Source organism: Bacillus sp. J14TS2 (genome assembly GCF_018333015.1).
Lineage (GTDB): Bacteria > Bacillota > Bacilli > Bacillales > Bacillaceae_C > Lederbergia.
The window spans coordinates 52,521-70,546 of record NZ_BORE01000003.1; the positions used below are offsets into that span (position 1 = coordinate 52,521).

Annotated in this window: 20 protein-coding genes; 7 read left to right on the plus strand and 13 right to left on the minus strand. The window is 38.3% G+C overall.

Going from position 1 to position 18,026, the window contains the following annotated elements:
- Window positions 1-26: 26 nt before the first annotated feature.
- Together KI375_RS05195 and KI375_RS05200 are read right to left on the minus strand one after the other, a co-directional pair.
- Window positions 27-1,259, minus strand: a complete 1,233-nt coding sequence (locus KI375_RS05195) for a CynX/NimT family MFS transporter (protein ID WP_212972476.1) — start codon at window positions 1,257-1,259, stop codon at window positions 27-29.
- Window positions 1,256-1,957 carry a FadR/GntR family transcriptional regulator gene (locus KI375_RS05200; RefSeq protein WP_212972477.1) on the minus strand — a complete coding sequence of 234 codons (702 nt, stop codon included), beginning with the start codon at window positions 1,955-1,957 and terminating at the stop codon, window positions 1,256-1,258. Before KI375_RS05200 ends, KI375_RS05195 begins: the two co-directional genes overlap by 4 nt.
- Before the next feature lie 281 nt (window positions 1,958-2,238).
- Here KI375_RS05200 and KI375_RS05205 point away from each other — a divergent pair, with 281 nt between their 5' ends.
- Window positions 2,239-2,745, plus strand: a complete 507-nt coding sequence (locus tag KI375_RS05205; protein WP_212972478.1) for an REP-associated tyrosine transposase — start codon at window positions 2,239-2,241, stop codon at window positions 2,743-2,745.
- Here the strand turns inward: KI375_RS05205 and KI375_RS05210 are convergent.
- The 8 genes from KI375_RS05210 to KI375_RS05245 all read right to left on the minus strand — a co-directional run bounded on the left by KI375_RS05210 (window position 2,742) and on the right by KI375_RS05245 (window position 10,105).
- Window positions 2,742-3,308, minus strand: a complete 567-nt coding sequence (locus tag KI375_RS05210) for a hypothetical protein (protein ID WP_212972479.1) — start codon at window positions 3,306-3,308, stop codon at window positions 2,742-2,744. The genes KI375_RS05205 and KI375_RS05210 overlap by 4 nt on opposite strands.
- A gap of 319 nt (window positions 3,309-3,627) precedes the next feature.
- A complete protein-coding gene (locus tag KI375_RS05215; RefSeq protein WP_212972480.1) occupies window positions 3,628-4,260 on the minus strand; it encodes a hypothetical protein in 633 nt (210 codons plus the stop codon).
- Between the two features lie 13 nt (window positions 4,261-4,273).
- Entirely contained in the window at window positions 4,274-4,678 is a 405-nt protein-coding gene (locus tag KI375_RS05220; RefSeq protein WP_212972481.1) for a permease prefix domain 1-containing protein, read from the minus strand.
- Window positions 4,675-5,004, minus strand: a complete 330-nt coding sequence (locus KI375_RS05225; RefSeq protein WP_212972482.1) for a PadR family transcriptional regulator — start codon at window positions 5,002-5,004, stop codon at window positions 4,675-4,677. Before KI375_RS05225 ends, KI375_RS05220 begins: the two co-directional genes overlap by 4 nt.
- A gap of 140 nt (window positions 5,005-5,144) precedes the next feature.
- Window positions 5,145-6,881, minus strand: a complete 1,737-nt coding sequence (locus tag KI375_RS05230) for an ABC transporter ATP-binding protein (protein ID WP_212972483.1) — start codon at window positions 6,879-6,881, stop codon at window positions 5,145-5,147.
- Window positions 6,882-6,936: 55 nt separating this feature from the next.
- Window positions 6,937-8,013: a sensor histidine kinase gene (locus KI375_RS05235; RefSeq protein ID WP_306419783.1), complete on the minus strand. Its 1,077-nt coding sequence runs from the start codon at window positions 8,011-8,013 to the stop codon at window positions 6,937-6,939.
- Entirely contained in the window at window positions 8,010-8,684 is a 675-nt protein-coding gene (locus KI375_RS05240) for a response regulator transcription factor (protein WP_212972484.1), read from the minus strand. Before KI375_RS05240 ends, KI375_RS05235 begins: the two co-directional genes overlap by 4 nt.
- A 173-nt stretch (window positions 8,685-8,857) precedes the next feature.
- Entirely contained in the window at window positions 8,858-10,105 is a 1,248-nt protein-coding gene (locus KI375_RS05245) for a serpin family protein (RefSeq protein ID WP_212972485.1), read from the minus strand.
- 175 nt (window positions 10,106-10,280) lie between these two features.
- On the opposite strand from KI375_RS05245, the gene KI375_RS05250 reads away from it, so the two are divergent.
- On the plus strand, window positions 10,281-10,619 hold the full coding sequence (locus KI375_RS05250) for a DMT family transporter (protein WP_207453919.1): 339 nt from the start codon (window positions 10,281-10,283) through the stop codon (window positions 10,617-10,619).
- Between the two features lies 1 nt (window position 10,620).
- A complete protein-coding gene (locus tag KI375_RS05255; protein ID WP_207453921.1) occupies window positions 10,621-10,938 on the plus strand; it encodes a DMT family transporter in 318 nt (105 codons plus the stop codon).
- A 51-nt stretch (window positions 10,939-10,989) separates the two neighbouring features.
- On the opposite strand, the gene sspL is transcribed toward KI375_RS05255, so the two are convergent.
- A complete protein-coding gene (sspL, locus tag KI375_RS05260; RefSeq protein ID WP_212972486.1) occupies window positions 10,990-11,148 on the minus strand; it encodes a small, acid-soluble spore protein L in 159 nt (52 codons plus the stop codon).
- Window positions 11,149-11,327: 179 nt separating this feature from the next.
- Here sspL and KI375_RS05265 point away from each other — a divergent pair, with 179 nt between their 5' ends.
- Window positions 11,328-11,573: a hypothetical protein gene (locus KI375_RS05265; protein ID WP_212972487.1), complete on the plus strand. Its 246-nt coding sequence runs from the start codon at window positions 11,328-11,330 to the stop codon at window positions 11,571-11,573.
- 239 nt (window positions 11,574-11,812) lie between these two features.
- Window positions 11,813-12,958, plus strand: a complete 1,146-nt coding sequence (locus KI375_RS05270; RefSeq protein ID WP_212972488.1) for a GntR family transcriptional regulator — start codon at window positions 11,813-11,815, stop codon at window positions 12,956-12,958.
- A 71-nt stretch (window positions 12,959-13,029) separates the two neighbouring features.
- Here KI375_RS05270 and KI375_RS05275 read toward each other — a convergent pair whose 3' ends face one another.
- Together KI375_RS05275 and serC are read right to left on the minus strand one after the other, a co-directional pair.
- On the minus strand, window positions 13,030-14,046 hold the full coding sequence (locus KI375_RS05275) for a Gfo/Idh/MocA family protein (protein WP_212972489.1): 1,017 nt from the start codon (window positions 14,044-14,046) through the stop codon (window positions 13,030-13,032).
- Window positions 14,047-14,169: 123 nt separating this feature from the next.
- Complete coding sequence (gene serC / locus KI375_RS05280; RefSeq protein ID WP_212972490.1) at window positions 14,170-15,258, minus strand: 3-phosphoserine/phosphohydroxythreonine transaminase; 1,089 nt, start codon at window positions 15,256-15,258, stop codon at window positions 14,170-14,172.
- Between the two features lie 302 nt (window positions 15,259-15,560).
- Between serC and KI375_RS05285 the strand changes: the two genes are divergently transcribed.
- Both KI375_RS05285 and KI375_RS05290 read left to right on the plus strand, forming a co-directional pair.
- Entirely contained in the window at window positions 15,561-16,508 is a 948-nt protein-coding gene (locus KI375_RS05285; protein ID WP_212972491.1) for an alpha/beta hydrolase, read from the plus strand.
- Window positions 16,509-17,239: 731 nt separating this feature from the next.
- Window positions 17,240-18,022, plus strand: coding sequence for a sensor histidine kinase (locus tag KI375_RS05290; RefSeq protein ID WP_212972492.1), 783 nt, complete (start codon window positions 17,240-17,242; stop codon window positions 18,020-18,022).
- Window positions 18,023-18,026 lie beyond the last annotated feature (4 nt).

Genomic DNA, 18,026 nt, shown 5'->3' on the forward strand with positions numbered 1-18,026 from the left:
CTGTGATCTGACTTCGGTTTTTCTTATCAAGCTAATTTCCTTGTTGTAGTGGAATCTGAGATGACTTTGCTTTTCCCAGCATTTACTCCGGTAATAAAGATGACCATTGCTAGCAAAAATAGCAAAAGTAGCGGGATTTTCCAACTATGAAATAAATCATGTAAACCACCAAATAACATCGGGCCAACAGCGGCCAAGAGATAGCCGAAAGACTGCGCCATTCCCGACATTTCGGCAGCTTCTTGTCCACTCGAAGTACGTAAGCTGAAAAACATCATCGCCAGGCTAAAGGCGCTTCCGGCTGCAATCCCGATCAGGATAACCGATAGGGGGATGAGCAGCTTGCTACCCAGGAATAAACCGACAATGCCAGCCATAAAGAAAAACGCAGTGATTCCGGATATGACTTTTTGGTCTTTCATTTTTTCCGCTACGACCGGAATAATAAAGGTAACAGGAATAAGCGCGAATTGCATAAGGAAGAGCATCCAACCAGACGCACTTGAACTGTATCCATGTGTTTGAAGGATTTCAGGCAACCATGTAATAAATGTATAAAAAATCAATGACTGTAATCCCATAAAGATGGTAATATGCCAGGCTAATGGAGAGTGCCAAATGCTTTTGCCTTTTTGTCCAGAGGCCTTGACAACTTTTACGGATTCACTAGGTTTTCGAAGTTGTGGAATCCAGAAGAGTAGGGCAATGATCGCAAGGATTGTCCAAAAAGCCAGCGATCCTTTCCAACCCACTCCTTTTATGGAAGCGATCGGTACACTTAAACCTGAACCGAAGGCACCAAATAAATTCATGAAAACTGCATATATACCAGTGACAAAGCCAATTTTTAATGGAAAATTCATTTTAATCAAACCGGGCAAAAGGACGTTCCCCATTGAAATCGCCATACCAATCATAATCGTACCTATAAAGAGAAAACTCGTTCCGAAAAATGATCGCACTATTAATCCAATCATTAAAAGTAGTAAGGAGAAAAAAATTGTTTTTTCCATACCGAATCGATTGGCGAGTTTAGGTGCGAAAGGAGAAAGAAGGGCGAAAGCGAGTAATGGAAGGGTGGTAATGCTCCCAGCTACAGCATGACTCAGGCTTAAATCATCACGTATAAATGAAATAAGTGCACCGACCGATGTTAAGGGAGCTCTTAAGTTTGCTCCTACTAATATGATTCCTAGTAAAAGAAACCAATGCGCTTGATGGCTTGATGTATTTTCTAATGATGTCGTGTTTTTACTCAAAAATCTTCCTCCTTAAGCTCTGATGCTAATCTTTTTTTAAAGTCAAAAATATATTCATTGACATATTTTATCGCCTCTTCGATATTCTGCTCTCGAATAGCATCTAATAATTCACTGTGAATCATTTTTTCACAGGCAAATGGTGTATCGATAATCATGAGTTTGCTAATGGATGTATATAAAGGGTCCGTCATATATTCATATAGCTCTTGAAGCAATTGATTGTGCGAGGCCTTCACCATAGCTTTGTGGAAAGCCATGTCAGCTGAGATAAAATCCTCAACCGCATCTCTTTGGGCGGTGTCCCGACATTGCTCCATATAAACCTCAAGCTGGTGAAGATCCTCATCATTTCGATGAACGGCGGCTAATTGTGCAGCCTCCCTTTCTAGAGCTAATCTTACTTCCAATGTTTCAATTAGATTAGAATTTTCAAGATGACGTTCCATGGCAGCGCCCAGTGAACTTGAAGAGCGGACAAGTGTTCCACTTCCTTGCTTTGTCTCCAGTAAGCCTGCATGAACTAACGCACGAATCGCCTCTCTCAAAGTATTACGACTAACCGCAAACTCCTCCATAAGCTCCATCTCTGGCGGCAACCTATCGCCAACCGCCCAATGCCCCTCCTCAATCAAACTCTCAATCTGCATCACAACCTGCTCCACTAAAGATAGCCGACTTGCTTTCCTTAACATCACAAACACCTCCCGAAAATTTGTAGGATGATTGGTATGTAGGATATATTAACATAATTGAAAATAGAAGTAAATCCGAGGACAGTCCCCCGCTGTGTTAACGTACTAAAGTTTTTAAATATAGAAGATTAGGATTTTGGAGTGTCGAGGGAGAGGAATTTTGGGATATTCAAGTGTAAAAAGGGGACTTTTAGTTTGTTTTTATAATCAAAATACCTTTTTGACAATTTGAAAAGGATGCTTGCCATGACTATAATGGGGCTAATAAAATGGGGAGGGATTACATGGCACGAAAACTGCGTGTATGGTTTCCGGGGGCAACTTATCATATTACGGCTCGTGGAAATAGACGTGATCGAATTTTTCGAGAAACTCAAGATTATCAATACTATTTAAGCCTAATTAAATCGTGTAAGAATCATATCTCCTTTAATCTTCATGCTTATTGCCTCATGCCGAATCATATTCATCTGTTATTGGAAACAAAAGATCAGCCACCTGGTCCGATTATTCATTATATTCATAGTCGCTTTGCCATTCGTTTTAACAAGCGTTATGAATTATCAGGACATCTATTCCAAGGGCGTTTTCATGCCGAATTAGTTAGAACAGATGATTACTTTCTCACTGTATGTAAATACATTCACTTAAATCCAGTTGAAGCAAACATCGTCACTAAACCAGAATATTACCCATGGAGCAGCTATGCGAAACTAGTCAGCAACAAAGAAGACCCCATTTTAGAAACGAAAAAAGCCCTAACACTAGGGGACAGTCCCTTGACACGTTAATGCATTATCGTAGTGGGGGACAGTCCCCAGAGGTCGGTTTCTGTGTGAAAATCTGCAAGTCTTCCTTGATAAGTTAGTTCAAATCGAGGAGACTCTTGTAAATCATGAGGGGTGATAAGTGATATCGGTTTATCAAATTTAATTGTATTGGATTTTAATAGGACAGTTGCAACAAATTGAGAGCAGAAGAAAGCATTTTTTCTTTTTATCGGTTTGTTTAGCGCAAGGGCGAATAATCCAATTAGATTGTATCGATAGATTTCCGCATGCGCGGCAATTCTATTAATATAGTGATTCATCTTTTCCAATTCGACATCTGAAATCGTACAACAATAAATAGAACACCGTGCTTGTTTAAAGAATTTCCCGTGTAAGTCTTCCTTCACAAATCCAGCTTTAAAGGGATTAAAGGGATGTTTCCTCCCGAAACTATATACTTCAATCAAATTGGGATCAAAGGCAATAGACGCGTGGTTATAGGGTTTTTTTGTATATAATTTAATAAGTCTTGTAAATAGGGTTCCTGTATCCGAAAGGAGAATATATACCTTTTTTTCTTCCATTGTGACTCCTCCTTGTTAACATATCTTCATCTTACTGGCTTCAGTGTTTAATCATAAGGAGCTTAAGAAATATTTTCGACTAAGCCTTGAGGTCTATTTATCAGCTGAAAAATGAAAAAATGGAAACAGGATTTAATTAGACCTTGTATCCATTTTTTTCATTAATTATCGCACCTTCTGCTTTTCTTCAGCCCTTTGACATATAGCCCAGCTGCAGATGATGATAGGTTTAACAATAAATTATCACAAGGTACTGTTCATTACAAGGTACCGATCGCAAGTATTTTGTTTCCTTTGCCAACAGTAAATTTAAAACGGATTATTTTTCAAGTTTATATACGAAATAATACATAGTCAAAGGCCACCAAAGTACACAAAAGATCGGATAGACTGCCCAAATTGTGCCTGGAGAAGAAATGACATTTACACAGATAAAAAATAGGCTGATCAATAGGCTAGCATGGATGGAATATTGAAAATAGGTTCCCCTTTTAACATGATACAATGATAATGGCCACCAAAGTACAACAAAGGCTGGATAGATGACCCATAAATATTGGGGTAAGAATATCATATTTAAAATAAAATAATATATGATAATACTTATGCTGCCAATGAGAGCTGTTGACATTGCTGCGGCTTTATCACCTAAAAATACAAGGATTGGCCACCATAGAATGGGGTAGACCGCGAATAGAAACCATGGATAGTCAGGTGTATTTAGGTGATTTGTGAGAATTAGAAACAATATAATCAGAAGACTATAGAAGAGAGCAAGTTGTTTATGCTTTCCTTTTCGAATAAAATAGTAGCCCATTATCCATAGAATCAATGCGAAAGCGGGATAAATGACCCAAGGATAACCTGGTCCGGTAATGAGATTGACGATGATTAAAAAAACGACGGTCATCAGACTGCCTACTACGACGAAACCAATATCATAATTTTTCAAAATGTAACCCTCCTTATTTATTCCGAAGCCAGATAAAATACATCGTTAACGGCCACCAAAGTATGACGAAGGTAGGGTACACGAACCAAATTGTATGGGGGGTATAGTAAAGGTTGATAAAAAGTACTAGTGCGATAACCAACGAACTTCCCCATAGAGAATAACCTAAGTTTAATTTTCTCATCTTTTTCTTTTGCGGCTGTGTCTCACCTGTACCTAATTCGTGTTTTAAATCTTCAATATCTCCAAAGTCCACAATGGCTTTATTAATTGCGTCTTCTTCTGCTTTGCCTTGTTCCATTAAATCCCATACTTTTTCTTCAAGATTTTGTAATACCTCTTGCATCAAAGCTTCTTTTTGTTCACTACTTGGAATATCTTTAAATAAGCTATGCACATGGTTCTTCAATACTTTCATTTTAACCCCTCCATAAATAGATCAATGATTTCCTTCGTGGTTTCCCATTCTTCTGCTGACTCTTTCAAAAATGCCTTACCTAAGGTTGTGATTTTATAATATTTTCTTTTTCCCCCAAAGGAAACACTGCCAAAATAAGACTCGATTAAATCCTTTTTTTCCAAACGTTGAAATACAGCATATAAAGTGGCTTCTTTAATTTGAAAACGATTATTCGTACGTTGGCTAATTTCCTTCGATATTTCATAACCATATCGATCCTCTTCCAAAATCAAGCGCAAAATAATCGAATCTAGATGCCCGCGGATAATATCACTTCTGATCATATTGACACTTCCTTGTTTCATCACTATTCTATCTGATGGAGTAATAATACCGCATATTGCTCTACCTGTCAAAGTAATTTTTGAAAAAAGGGGCCAGTCCCCCAGCGCTTTAAAGCGCTGGGGGACTGGCCCCAAAAAAGTTAGGCGAGTTGTTGTTCGGCGAATACCCGGTATAATGGGTGGGCGCGGGTGAGTTCGTGGTGGGAGCCGCTGCCGGTTATTTTTCCGTTTTCGATGAAGATGATTTTGTCGGCGTCGACGATGGTGGATAGTCGATGGGCGATGACAAAGGTTGTTCGTCCTTGCATGAGCCGAGTTAAGGCTTGTTGGACGATGCTTTCTGATTGACTATCTAAGCTTGCTGTTGCTTCATCCATCATCAAAATTTTAGGATCTCTTAAAAATGCCCGTGCAATGGCAATTCGTTGTCTTTGACCACCAGATAGTTTGACTCCGCGTTCACCAACCTCCGTGTCCAGACCATTTGGAAAGGCGTGGATAAACTGATCGGCATAAGCCATCTTAGCCACTTCCCATAATCGTTCATCTGGAATTTCCTCTGCATTCTCTAAACCATAACAAAGATTTTCTCGGATCGTTCCTGCCATCATGGCACTTTCTTGTGAAACATATCCAATTTGATCACGCCAAGATGCTATAGACAATTTATAAATAGAGGTGTCACCAATATAGATATCCCCAGAAGTAGGCTGATAAAATCGTTCCATCAGACCAAACATCGTCGTTTTTCCTCCACCGCTTGGACCAGCAAAAGCAATCATTTCTCCTGGCTTTGCTTCAAACGAGATGTTTTCTAAGACAGGTTCATCCTCACTGTAGGCAAAAGAAATGTTTTGCACAGAAATTGGCTTTGCTGCAATATCCATGTCAATTCCTTCTTGTCCCTCTTCCAAAGGCAATTCTAAAATACCGATAATTCTTTCGGTTGCTCCTTTTGCCTTTTGCAATTGAGTGAAGAATGTAGCAAAAGAAGTAATTGGCATAATAATTTGGAAAAGATAGAGGAGAAAGGCAACAAGTGATCCTGTCGACATCGCTCCACTCGCTACACGCATTCCTCCATATCCGATAATCATAACGATCACCACCATGACCACTAAATACATAATCGGAGCAATAAGGGCAAAAATCCGCGCTTCTTTTAAACCATAGCCTAGTAGTTTTTCGATGCCAAATAAACCTTTTTTCTCTTCGCTTTGTTCAGCATTAGAGGCTTTCATTAAGCGGATTTCGCCAAGAGTTTGTTGAACATGTCCTGTGAAAACAGCAGTTTCATCCTGTAATCCCCGGGATATTTTCGCCATTTGCCTGCCTAGTGGCAGCATAATTGCTATCGTTAAGGGGACAGAGAGCAGCATAATCAATGTCATCTTCCAGTCCATCACTAGTAAAATGGTAATTGCACCGATAATGGAAATAATCCCTGTAACAAATTGCGGGAAATGTTGAGAGATTAAATCTTTCACAATACTCGTATCATTGACGACTCGGCTAACCGTTTCACCGCTTGAATTTTTGTCAAAATAGCTGACAGGGAGGCGAATCAGTTTGAGCCACATGGAATCTCGCAGTTTTGCGACAATCTTTTGCCCAACGGCTGTTAAAAGATACATCGAAACGCCATTAATCGCAGCCTGAATGATAAACGCAAGCACAATTGCAATGATAAGAGGGACACTCAAAGAAGAAACTGAAAAGCCGTCAACCAGATTTTTGGTCAGTAGCGGAACGACTAATCCAGCTAAGGTTGTAATCATACTTGTAATAAGTCCCATCGTTAAAGCTAGCTTTGGGATATTAGTGGATAATAGTAATGAGATAAACGGTTTTAAACTGTTTTGTTGATTGTTTTTCATGATGTAACTCCTTTTCTGCATAATAGCTGGATTAGGGAATGCTTAGTGAATTTCTTCACGTTTGTCTGTCTTCTGTTCCAGAGTGAACAGGAGGGAACGTAAGCACAATGGTTGTACCTTCGTGTAGCTTACTCCTTACATGAATATCGCCATTATGCAAATCAATAATTTTTTTTACGATCGAAAGACCTAAGCCACTGCCGCCTGTTTGGCGAGAGCGAGCCTTATCGGCTTTATAAAATCGTTCAAATAAATGAAGTTGATCATTCTCTGCAATGCCAATCCCCGTATCGGAAATTTCTACTATAATCTTTTCTTTTTGGAGAGAGGCACTCATGCAAATCGTTCCACCCGTTGGTGTAAATTTGATCGCATTATGAAGCAGATTCATCCACACTTGATTAAGCAAATCTTCATTTGCAGTTATCCATAAATTTTTTGAAGAAAATTCCATTTCAATTTGTTTATCCAACCATTGAGGTTCACAAGATAAAATTGCTTGCTGGATTTGTTTATCCAATCGATACTCTGCCGGTTCGAGGGAATGGTGAGCCGATTCTAAGTATGTTAATTTTAATAAATTATCACTAAGTTTGGATAAACGTTCACTTTCCGTTTCGATAATGGACAGATAATGCAATCTATCTTTTGGAGATAGGTGTTCGCTTTTTAAGGCTCGGGCAAATCCGCTAATAGAAGTAAGCGGAGATTGGATTTCATGAGAAACGTTTGAAACAAATTCTTGGCGCATCCTTTCCGTTTGTGCTAACTCTTTAGACATATAATGAATATTGTCGACGATTTCTACAAAGGGATTATGGCCCTCAAACTTAGGCAAGCTGACATTAAAATTACCCTGAGCAATTTGCTTGATGGCATAGATAATGGATTGATAAAACTCGGCCTGTTTTTGTCTTTGATGAGTAAAAAGGCGCGTCAATAAAAACATTCCACAACCAAATAGGAAAAAACCTAACAGGGAATTGATTATCTGTACCCAATAAGGGTGGAATTGGATGGAATAGAAGGTATAGAACCAATTTGTTGAAAAATATGCTGCAGACCAACAAATGGATAGAGAGAGAACAACAATGAAAAAGCCAAGCGATATTTTAAGGCGAGTTTTCATCATATGGGAGACTCCAATCGATAGCCTAAACCACGGATGGTCTTGATAACAAAATCCTTTTGTTCATCGGGAAATCTTTTTCTCAATCGTTTAATATGGACATCCACTGTCCGTTCATCTCCTTCATAATCATAGCCCCAAATATTTTCAATTAATTGTTCCCGTGTAAAAGTTTTCCCAGGATAACTTCCCAAAAGAAAAAGTAATTCAAACTCCTTTCTTGGCAAGTCAACTGAATGACTTTGATAATGAGCTTCAAGCGTTTTGTAGTTTAAAATGAGTTCCCCAATTTGTATTTGTTGAGAAATAGAAATTTGATATCGTTTCAACAATGCCTTTACTCTTGCTACAAGTTCCAATGGTTCGAATGGTTTTACTAAATAATCGTCTGTCCCCATATCGAAACCTTTTAGCTTATCTGTTGTTTCTCTCTTTGCGGTCAACATTAAGAGTGGGAAATCATAAAAATCTCTAAGCTCACGACACAACTCCCAGCCATCCATATTAGGCATCATAATATCTAAAATGACCAAATCTACCTGGATAGATTCCAACATGGTAAGAGCTTCTAACCCATCGGAAGCTTCATATACCTGGAACCCTTCATCACGTAAAAGCAAGGAAATCAACTCACGAATATATGCATCATCATCAACCATTAAAATTTTCGTCACAATCGATCATTCCTTTTTTATTTTAATTCTATCCCATTTAATGACTACCCCTATTTTTGCTACAACAAGATCATAATATAACAATATGAACTATATATGAACTCAAAAAAGGGGCCAGTCCCCCAGCGCTTTAAAGCGCTGGGGGACTGGCCCCTTTTCTGACCCCTTTTTTATTATGGTTTGTTGATGCTTCCCATAAACAAGATTGTGTCCGTTGGATGGTCTGTGATGATGATGATGAATGGGCGATTGATTTCCATGATGAAGGGAGGGTCAATTGGAGCGGATGTCGTTTCTATTTCAGTAGAGGTGGCAGCCGCTGCTTCAGTTCCTGTTTCATTTACGTCAATGAATGTTTTTTGTTTCACTTCGCTAATCCACAAAGGGTCTTCTTCTTGGATCATCTTTGAAAAATTCGCCTTATTTTCGTCAAAGGCGGTCTTCATCCCTAGCTTTTCCAGACTCTCATTAAGAGTAGCTTCATATTCAAGTTGAAATTTTGGCAGCATGACTGTTCCTTCCTGGGATGTTAATTCTTGCTGCCAGTCTTGCCAGCTTTCATTGGCTATTAATGAGCGAACTTCTTCCAAACTTGAGTTTTCTTTTGGTAAAATTACATTCATACTCATATCCTCATCATCCCCATAAGGAAGAGTCACGGCTTGAATATATTCATTTTCCATATAGGCTAGCTCTTCATTGAGTGTCATAATTGGCACTTCTTTTGAGGATCCATCTTCTAAATGAAAGGGCCGATCTTCGGTCAACTCCTGGTTAAATTCATAGGTCCAATTTCCATTAAAATAAATGGCATTGATAAGGATCGAAACCATATTGGGATCTAATGGGGAATCGACGATATCCTCTATTTTCCCATTGGTCGCCTTTTTCACCCAGTCATTGATTGTATCTGACGCTTTGCTGTCATGTACATCGATCTCTTGGATCATCGCATTAAAATAATCCTCAGTATTGTCTTTAAAATGTTCTTGAAAATGGAAATGCTCATTCAGCCATATAGAATTTGCTACAGTTAACTCCATATCTTCTGAATGATCATGGAGCATGGACATAAGTGAGGCATTGGCTTTATTTAAATCTGTTACATTAATCCCTTCCATTTGTAATGCCTTGGCTATTTCCTCTTTTGTTTCAGCATCAGCCCCATTATAGACCATCGAAAGTGCCATCAATAAACTAGTAGGAGAAATAAAAACATTGCCATGATCATCCGGATCTACCTGAGACAATAATTGAAAACCTAATGCATTATTAGCAGAATGGATCTTTTCATAATCCTTTTTCCCATAATCAACATTACTCTCAATCGCTAAACCATCTTGATCTTCCATTGTGCCACATCCAGTCTGAAGTAAAATCAATACTCCGATGATTAGAAAAATCATAGTCCTGTTTTTCAAATGGGTCACCTTCCTTTATAGATTAGACTGTAGGAATGAAGAAAGGTTACAGCCTTTTAAAAACTTCCCAAATTAAAGTAGGGGATACTTAGTATAGTAGGAATATCCGAAGAATTTTTCAAGGCTAAAATTGCACAGATGTGCTAAAATGCTAAAGATAGAGGAGGGGATTGGTATGGCTTGGCTCTATGTGCTTCTAGCCGCCATTGTTGAAGTGTTTTGGGTGATTGGTTTAAAATACTCAAGCTCCATCATAGAGTGGATTGGTACTGGAATTGTCATTGTACTTAGTTTCTATTTTATTATTAAAGCATGTGAAAAACTACCTGCAGGTACTGTCTATGCCGTTTTTACAGGGTCAGGTGCTGCGGCTATTGTTTTGATTGATTTTCTTATTTTTGATGCTGAATTTTCGCTTGCGAAAGTTTTCTTCATAGGCTTAATTATCGTTGGCGTGATTGGAATTAAAGTCACAACACCTGATGAAGAGCCAGCAACAAAGGGAGGGGAGTAGCGTGGCTTGGATTTATTTAATCATTGCCAGCTTAGGTGAAATCTTTGGTGTGATGAGTATTAATCTATATTTGCGTCATAAATCAATTGGTTGGCTCCTCGCCATTATCGGTACATTTGGCGGTGGCTTTCTTTTTCTATCTATGGCTATGCGTGAAATCCCACTAGGAACGGCTTATGCGGTATGGACGGGATTAGGGGCAGTCGGAGCGGTTCTTATCGGGATTCTCTTTTTTAAAGAATCTGCTGGCTGGAAACGAATTTTGTTTTTGTTTTGTATTATTGCTGGGGCAGTCGGTTTAAAGGTATTGGGGGGATAAAAAGAAAACTACCCCTCAGTTATGGGGCAGTTACGATAAGATTCAGTAATCCTACTTGGTATTCTTTTTCTTTGCCGCATTTTCTAGTTTGCTTTTTGGTTCTTCTGCAAGCTCAGTATCGGCGAAGCCTTGTGGGGTTACGCTTGGAGCATTTCTCCCCTTATTTTGGGTATGAAGCTTTTTTCTTGGTACATTTTTTTCTCTTGTCATTGCTTTTCACCTCTCTTTTTATTATTACCAAGGTTAGAAAATCTATGAGATCGTCAAATCTAAATAATGAACTTCCCTTTTTATTGCTGTTATCCACCATAAATATTTATATCATTTCGCCCACAGATGCATACCCTGTAGTAGGTCATTAAGATTGACGAGAAGGGAAGCTGAAATCAATGGGGAAGTTCGGAAAAATAATAGGTGTGGCTGGAGCAGTAGCCAGTGCTACCTACCTATCCAGCAGTGAAAATCGAGAAAAAATCAAAAGCCAATTTACGAAGGTTGTCAGTAAGTTGAATTCATCCTATATAAAAGATTTAGGGAAACCTTCAGAAGTAGAGGATGCCAAAATGGTGGATGAAGGCGCAATGACGAGTGTTCAGTATTATAATGAACTTCAAGAGGAGTCTGGAGAAGAATAAAAAATGTTTGGGCACTGTTTTCAACAACGAAAAAGAAGGGAGAATCCTTCTTTTTTTTATTTATGAGTAAACGCTAAGCGATATTTTTTTGAAAGAAATGATCCAGCGAAAAGTCAGCTTACTTTATCTACTAATAGAAAAGAGTAAAGGAACCATCTCAATTTATTTCCTTTCACTCCATAAAATGATATATTAATATATATTATATATTAGGGAGTGCTACCTAGGGAGGAAACAAAATGGAAGTGGAAAAGTCAAATAAGCCAATGTATGAACAAATTTACGATGAATTATGTAAAAAAATAATAAACAAGCAATATCAGGAAGGAGATCGTGTTCCATCTGAAAAAGAATTGGCTGAATTATATGAGGTAAGTCGGATTACAAGTAAAAAAGCATTGGAACTATTAGCTAATGATGGATTAATTGTGCGATTACCTGGTAAAGGTTCGTTTGTAAGGGAAGTGGATCTAGACAAACAAGTAAAGCCCTCAAAAGCGATAAATGAGAGGTCAAAAGGATTATTAATTGGTCTTGTCATGACCGATTTTGATTATGGATTTGGTACTCATATTGTACATGGGGTGGAAGAAGCTTCAAGAGAACATGATTGTTTCCCTATTATACGTCGAACAATGGGTCTGATTGAAAATGAGATTAAGGCGATTAAGGAACTTTTGCACTTAGGAGTAGATGGATTAATCGTATTTCCTGCTCAAGGTGAATATTTTAATGAAGAAATATTAAGAGTTGCCATAGATAAGTTCCCTCTTGTTTTAATTGATCGATATTTTAAAGGAATTGCGGCAACATCGATTAGTACAGATAATGTTTCAGCTACTAAAAAAGCGATCCACTATTTATTTGAGCTTGGACATGAGAATATCGGTCTGATCACACCGCCACCCGTTGACACCACTGCCATCGAAGAAAGGATGGAGGGCTTCACCTTGGCGTATGATGAAAAGGGATTAGCAATGAACAAAGCGCTTTGGGCAACAGATCTTACAAGTACACTGCCCAATGCATTTACAAGTGAAAATATTCGAGAGGATATTGATAAAATAAAGCATTATTTACAAGAAAATCCGGAAATCACAGCATTGTTTGCAGTGGAATATAACTTGGCTTTAATTGCCAAGAAGGCCATCGAAGAACTCGGGTTAAAGGTACCGAAGGATATTTCAATTGTTAGCTTTGATAGTCCAGAATTCCCTTTGGCGGATGGTTATTTATTTACACATTTGAAACAACAGGAGAAAGTGATTGGAAGAAAGGCAGTAGAAAATATCTTGAAAATGAAGAGTCACTCAGCCGTTTCCCCAAGACAATTACTAGAGGCGGAGTTGGTGATTGGAGAATCGACTACACATATCAAAAAATAATAATGTTCAATGCCCTACATTCCTTAAAATCATCGGTCATGTAGGGCATTCATAATCGTTCCTGAGTATGATCACAAGATAATTTTTTTCTGTGTTTTCGCACTTTCTATGGCGCCAAAGACCATTTTCATGCTTTCAATATTGTCATGGCAATCCGTTTCTGCTAATCGCTCTTCCTTAAGAGCCGCAAACATTTCATCTAGGCATCCCCAATGTCCTTCTTGACCAGTCCAATCGCTATTCACTTCACCTTTTCTCATCGAGTTGATAAAAGTAGCTTCTTGTTCAGATTCAATGACTTCATATTTGGGATTGTGCTGTCCATCCCAGCATGCGGTGCCCTTACTACCTGTGACACGCCAGTCTGCCTCCCATGAGGTATTCATTCCTTCCGCACACCAGGATCCATTATAAGAAAATACTGCTCCATTACTCATTTCAAAAATACAGATAGCAGAGGCATTGCCTTTATACCAAGATCCTGGCGGGTTATACTCATGGCAATAAACTGATACAGGATCAGCCCCACTAATGAAACGAGCCTGATCAAAGGTATGAATGGCCATATCTAGAATCAGTGGATGGTCCATTAGATCGCGAAATCCACCAAAGTGGGCACCGATGAAAAAGTCCGCATGAAGAGAACCGACCGTTCCGATGGTCCCGGCGGATAGAAGATCCCGGAATGCCCGAATCTGCTGCAAATATCTACGATTTTGCATAACCGCATATTTATTTTCCGTTTGGTTAGCCACTTCTAAAACCGCTTGCGCATCCTCTAATGATTCCGCCATTGGTTTTTCTCCAAAAACGTGGCAGCCAGCTTGTAATGCAGTAGTGACGATCTTTTTATGAGCGGCAGGAATCGTGATATCAAAAACCAGATTGGCATTTGTTGCTTCTATAGCTTCAGATAAGTCAGTAAATACAGGTACTTTTAAATTCCGCTGTTCTGCCATTTTTTCCGCTGTCTCTAAATAAACATCCACAAGCCCTACGATTTCAGCATCTTCTCGTTTTATCGCATAATCTAACCATGTATTTGCCATGCTGCCACAACCAGCCACAATAATTTTAAATGAATTCACTTGAACAACTCCTTCATTTTTAGTCTTTTCATTAATGACAATTATAGAGAGGGTCTTTTATGTTCTTTGAAAAAATACACAAAAGGGGCAGGGGCTTTAAAGCCCTTCCCCTTCTAGTGTTAATTAACTATTTTTTTGTTGAAACTCCTTCATAAATTCACTTAATGCTACACAAGCTTCTCTTGGAACAGCATTATAGCTAGATGCACGACAACCACCGACAGAACGATGGCCATTTAAACCGACAAAACCAGCTTCTTTAGCTTCCGCTAAAAATTTCTTTTCTAATTCTTCATTGTTTAGGCGGAAGGTAATATTCATAAGAGAACGGCTTTCCTTTTCAGCGTGACCGTAATAAAATCCGTTACTATGATCGATCGTATTATAGATTATTTTTGCCTTTTCTTCATTTCGGTTTGCTATACTGTCAACTCCACCTTGCTCTTCAAGCCATCTCAACACTTCTCCAAGCATGTAAATTCCAAAAGTAGGAGGGGTGTGGAAGAGAGAGTTCGTTTTCGCATGGGTGTTGTATTTTAATATCGTTGGAACATTGGCGTTGGATTTTTCTAATAGATCCTTACGAATAATCACGACCGTCACACCAGCGGGACCGAGGTTTTTTTGCGCACCAGCATAAATAAGTCCAAATTGATTGACATCAATAGGTCTAGAAAGAATATCACTAGACATATCTGCAATTAAAGGGACATCTCCTGTTTCAGGAAATTCCTTCCATTGAGTACCATAGATTGTATTATTAGATGTCAAATGGATATAGGCATCTTGTTCATTGAACGTGAATTCATTTAGAGCTGGAATTGCTCGGTAATGATTTTCTTTTGAACTTGCAGCATGATAAGCTTCACCCAATAACTCGGCTTCTTTGATCGCCTTTTCAGACCATGAGCCCGTCATGATATACCCAGCTTTTTGCCCGGAACTTAAGAAATTCATTGGGATCATTGAAAATTGTAAACTAGCTCCGCCTTGTAGAAAAAGTACGTCATATTGATCTGAGATAGAAAGTAATGATTTTAAACGAGCAATTGCCTGATTATGTACCTCTTCATAAGCAACACTTCGATGGCTTAATTCCATAACGGACATCCCAGTTCCTTGGAAATCAACAAGCTCCTTTTGAGCTTTTTCCAATACAGAAAGAGGAAGAGCCGAAGGACCCGCATTAAAATTATAAGCACGTTGTCTCAATATGTATCACTCCTAAGAAATTAAACTTGATTGCATTATACACCTTTCAGAAGGGTGAGAGGGTAAAAAATGACAAAAAATATAGTTTTCAACTTTTTCACCCTATCTTTAATCACTGGTAGCTGATCATAAAATGAAGGAGGTAATGAAAAACAGCGGATATCATCTGACAAGAATAAGAAGATCCTGTCGTTTTTTTTGATCCTGCCCTCTTTCTACATGATATAATAAGGAAGTCTAGAAGAATGATTTGAAAATTGCATATTTTAAGTGGCTAAGAGGGTAAAACAGGGGGTAGAAAGTTGAAAAAAAGAATATGGATTACGCTAGCGAGTGTTATGATGATCTTACTTATAGCACTTGTTATTGCGGGGAATTATTTTTATGGTCAAGGAATCAAGCGGGGAACTGAAATTGAAATTCATAAAGAAGCAACGGCGGTTAATGCTGAAGCAAGTGAGCTGGACCAAAGTCTTTTAGCGGAAGCAAAGGCTTGGTACGATGAACAAGACCCTGAAATACTGGAACTAATCTCATATGATAATTTAAGGCTGAGGGCAAAATATATCCAAAATGAGCAGCAGACTGGAAAAGCGGCGATATTAGCTCATGGATTCCGAAATACCGGGGATGACATGGGAAAATTAGCAAAATTTTATTATCAGGAAGGTTTCGACATTTTGCTGCCAGATGCTCGGGGACACGGGGATAGTGAAGGCAAATATATTGGCTATGGCTGGCATGAAAGGCTTGACTATCTCGATTGGATTCAACTTCTAATTAATGAACATAGCGAAAAAGAGATCCTTTTACATGGGAATTCCATGGGGGCTGCAACTGTGCTAATGACAAGCGGCGAAAATTTACCCGATGAAGTCAAAGGAATTATTGCCGATAGTGGCTACAGTTCTGTGAAGGCTGAGCTCCAACATCAATTGAAAAATATTTATCATCTTCCATCTTTTCCATTGCTAAACGTAACAAGTGTGATCACAAACATAAAAGCAGGATATACCTTTGAAGAAGCTTCAGCTGTGAAACAAGTGAAAAAAAATACTCGCCCATTATTCATTATCCATGGAGATGCCGATGATCTTGTTCCAACTGCGATGGGGCACGAATTGTATGAAGCAGCGGGTGGTGAAAAGGAATTGTGGATTGTGCCAGATGCTGGTCATACTAAGGCTTTTGACAATGTGACGGAAGAATATGAAAATCGTTTAAAAAAGTTTTTGGATGCGATTCTCTAGTAAATTATTTAAGAGTCAATCCAGTTCATTGTGTTTACTTTCAATACTGAAATGTTTTAAGGAGGAGCTAGTTACTGGCTCCTTATTTTAATTTGGTTCATTTAATTTTTAATTACAGATCCATTCCTATCTGTCTAATATCCAGGTTAAGAAACTCCTAACATGTGAAGAACCTCATTCTTAATGCAGGGAAGCCCATACTAGTCTAAAGAACCTCCATAATGAAAATAGGAACCCCATTCTTTTTCTAAGAAACCCATAAGCAAGATCAGAAACCCAATCCCCATACTCCCGCCTGGACAGTCTTTTCATAATGGATCGATAAGATAAATAACGATCCTATAAAAATTGCGGAACATAAGAATGGTTAATATTTTATAATAAAAGACTGAAAAACAGCTTTAACTCCTGTTCCAGGTCAAATCTGGTGGAAAATTGTAAATCTTTTTAAGAAATCGACGAATTTCGACGACCTTTTTAAAAAAGTTGTTGTAGAATTCCTTGTATAGGTATGATTTCTAAAGAAGATAACATGAATATTGCTCTTGTGATTGTCTGAATTTCGTTCTACCTTCATCGATTCGTTAATATTGGTATTTAATATTGCAGTTTGTAAAGGATAGGAAGTTCTAGTTCAGAAACGAAGGGCGGATCAAAGTCTCTAATGGAACAGGCATATCAACTTTGAGTTTTGAATTACTAAACAATCCCATAGGAGAGTATAAAACTCGATGAACACTTGGCCATTCTTTAATCGAATAAATTGGAAAAAGATGAGACCATTTAAGAAACAAAAAGGTGAACCAAAGGTACTAGTGAAAGAGGAAAAAAGCGAAAATCATGATGAAGTTATTGGTCGTCTAGCAGCTTTTTTTGCCCATGAAATTCGAAACCCTTTGACCTCAATTATTGGTTTTACTCAATTTCTTGAGCAAGATCAGACTGTAAAGGCAGACCCGAAGATTAGTCAATATCTTTCCATTATTAAAGATGAAGCTTTGCGAATGGAGTCGTTAATTCAGGAACTTCTTATTTTATCTACAACTGATTTTCAGAAGGACCATTTATCCATCATTAATGTGAAAAGTTTGGTGGAGAAGACGATTGCAATTTTCAATATGCAGCCTCAATATAAAAAAGTTGAATTTACGGTTGATTTATTAGAAGAGCTTTATATTACTGCTAATGAATCGAGATTTGAACAATTGCTTGTTAACTTAATGAATAATGCGATTGAGGCAACTAATGGAGAATGTGTGATCCACACCCAACTGAAAAAGATAGACAAAGATGTGTATATACTTATAACCGATAATGGGACAGGTATTCCCGAAGATTCTATTGAACATTTATTTACCCCCTTTTTTACAACCAAAGAGGAGGGCACAGGTGTTGGATTGCCAATATGTAAAGCAATTGTAGAGGCATTGAATGGAGAACTGACTATACAGAATCAAACACCTAAAGGTACACAAGTCCAAATTCGGTTGCCATTAATGAAAGATACGTCTTAGTCTT

Coding starts and splice junctions, on each gene's coding strand:
- sspL (WP_212972486.1), bottom strand. CDS start 11,148: ATGACAAGAGAAAAAAATGTACCAAGAAAAAAGCTTCATACCCAAAAT.
- KI375_RS05290 (WP_212972492.1), top strand. CDS start 17,240: ATGAACACTTGGCCATTCTTTAATCGAATAAATTGGAAAAAGATGAGA.
- KI375_RS05265 (WP_212972487.1), top strand. CDS start 11,328: ATGGGGAAGTTCGGAAAAATAATAGGTGTGGCTGGAGCAGTAGCCAGT.
- KI375_RS05220 (WP_212972481.1), bottom strand. CDS start 4,678: ATGAAAGTATTGAAGAACCATGTGCATAGCTTATTTAAAGATATTCCA.
- KI375_RS05235 (WP_306419783.1), bottom strand. CDS start 8,013: ATGATGAAAACTCGCCTTAAAATATCGCTTGGCTTTTTCATTGTTGTT.
- KI375_RS05210 (WP_212972479.1), bottom strand. CDS start 3,308: ATGGAAGAAAAAAAGGTATATATTCTCCTTTCGGATACAGGAACCCTA.
- KI375_RS05230 (WP_212972483.1), bottom strand. CDS start 6,881: ATGAAAAACAATCAACAAAACAGTTTAAAACCGTTTATCTCATTACTA.
- KI375_RS05225 (WP_212972482.1), bottom strand. CDS start 5,004: ATGATCAGAAGTGATATTATCCGCGGGCATCTAGATTCGATTATTTTG.
- KI375_RS05205 (WP_212972478.1), top strand. CDS start 2,239: ATGGCACGAAAACTGCGTGTATGGTTTCCGGGGGCAACTTATCATATT.
- KI375_RS05270 (WP_212972488.1), top strand. CDS start 11,813: ATGGAAGTGGAAAAGTCAAATAAGCCAATGTATGAACAAATTTACGAT.
- KI375_RS05250 (WP_207453919.1), top strand. CDS start 10,281: ATGGCTTGGCTCTATGTGCTTCTAGCCGCCATTGTTGAAGTGTTTTGG.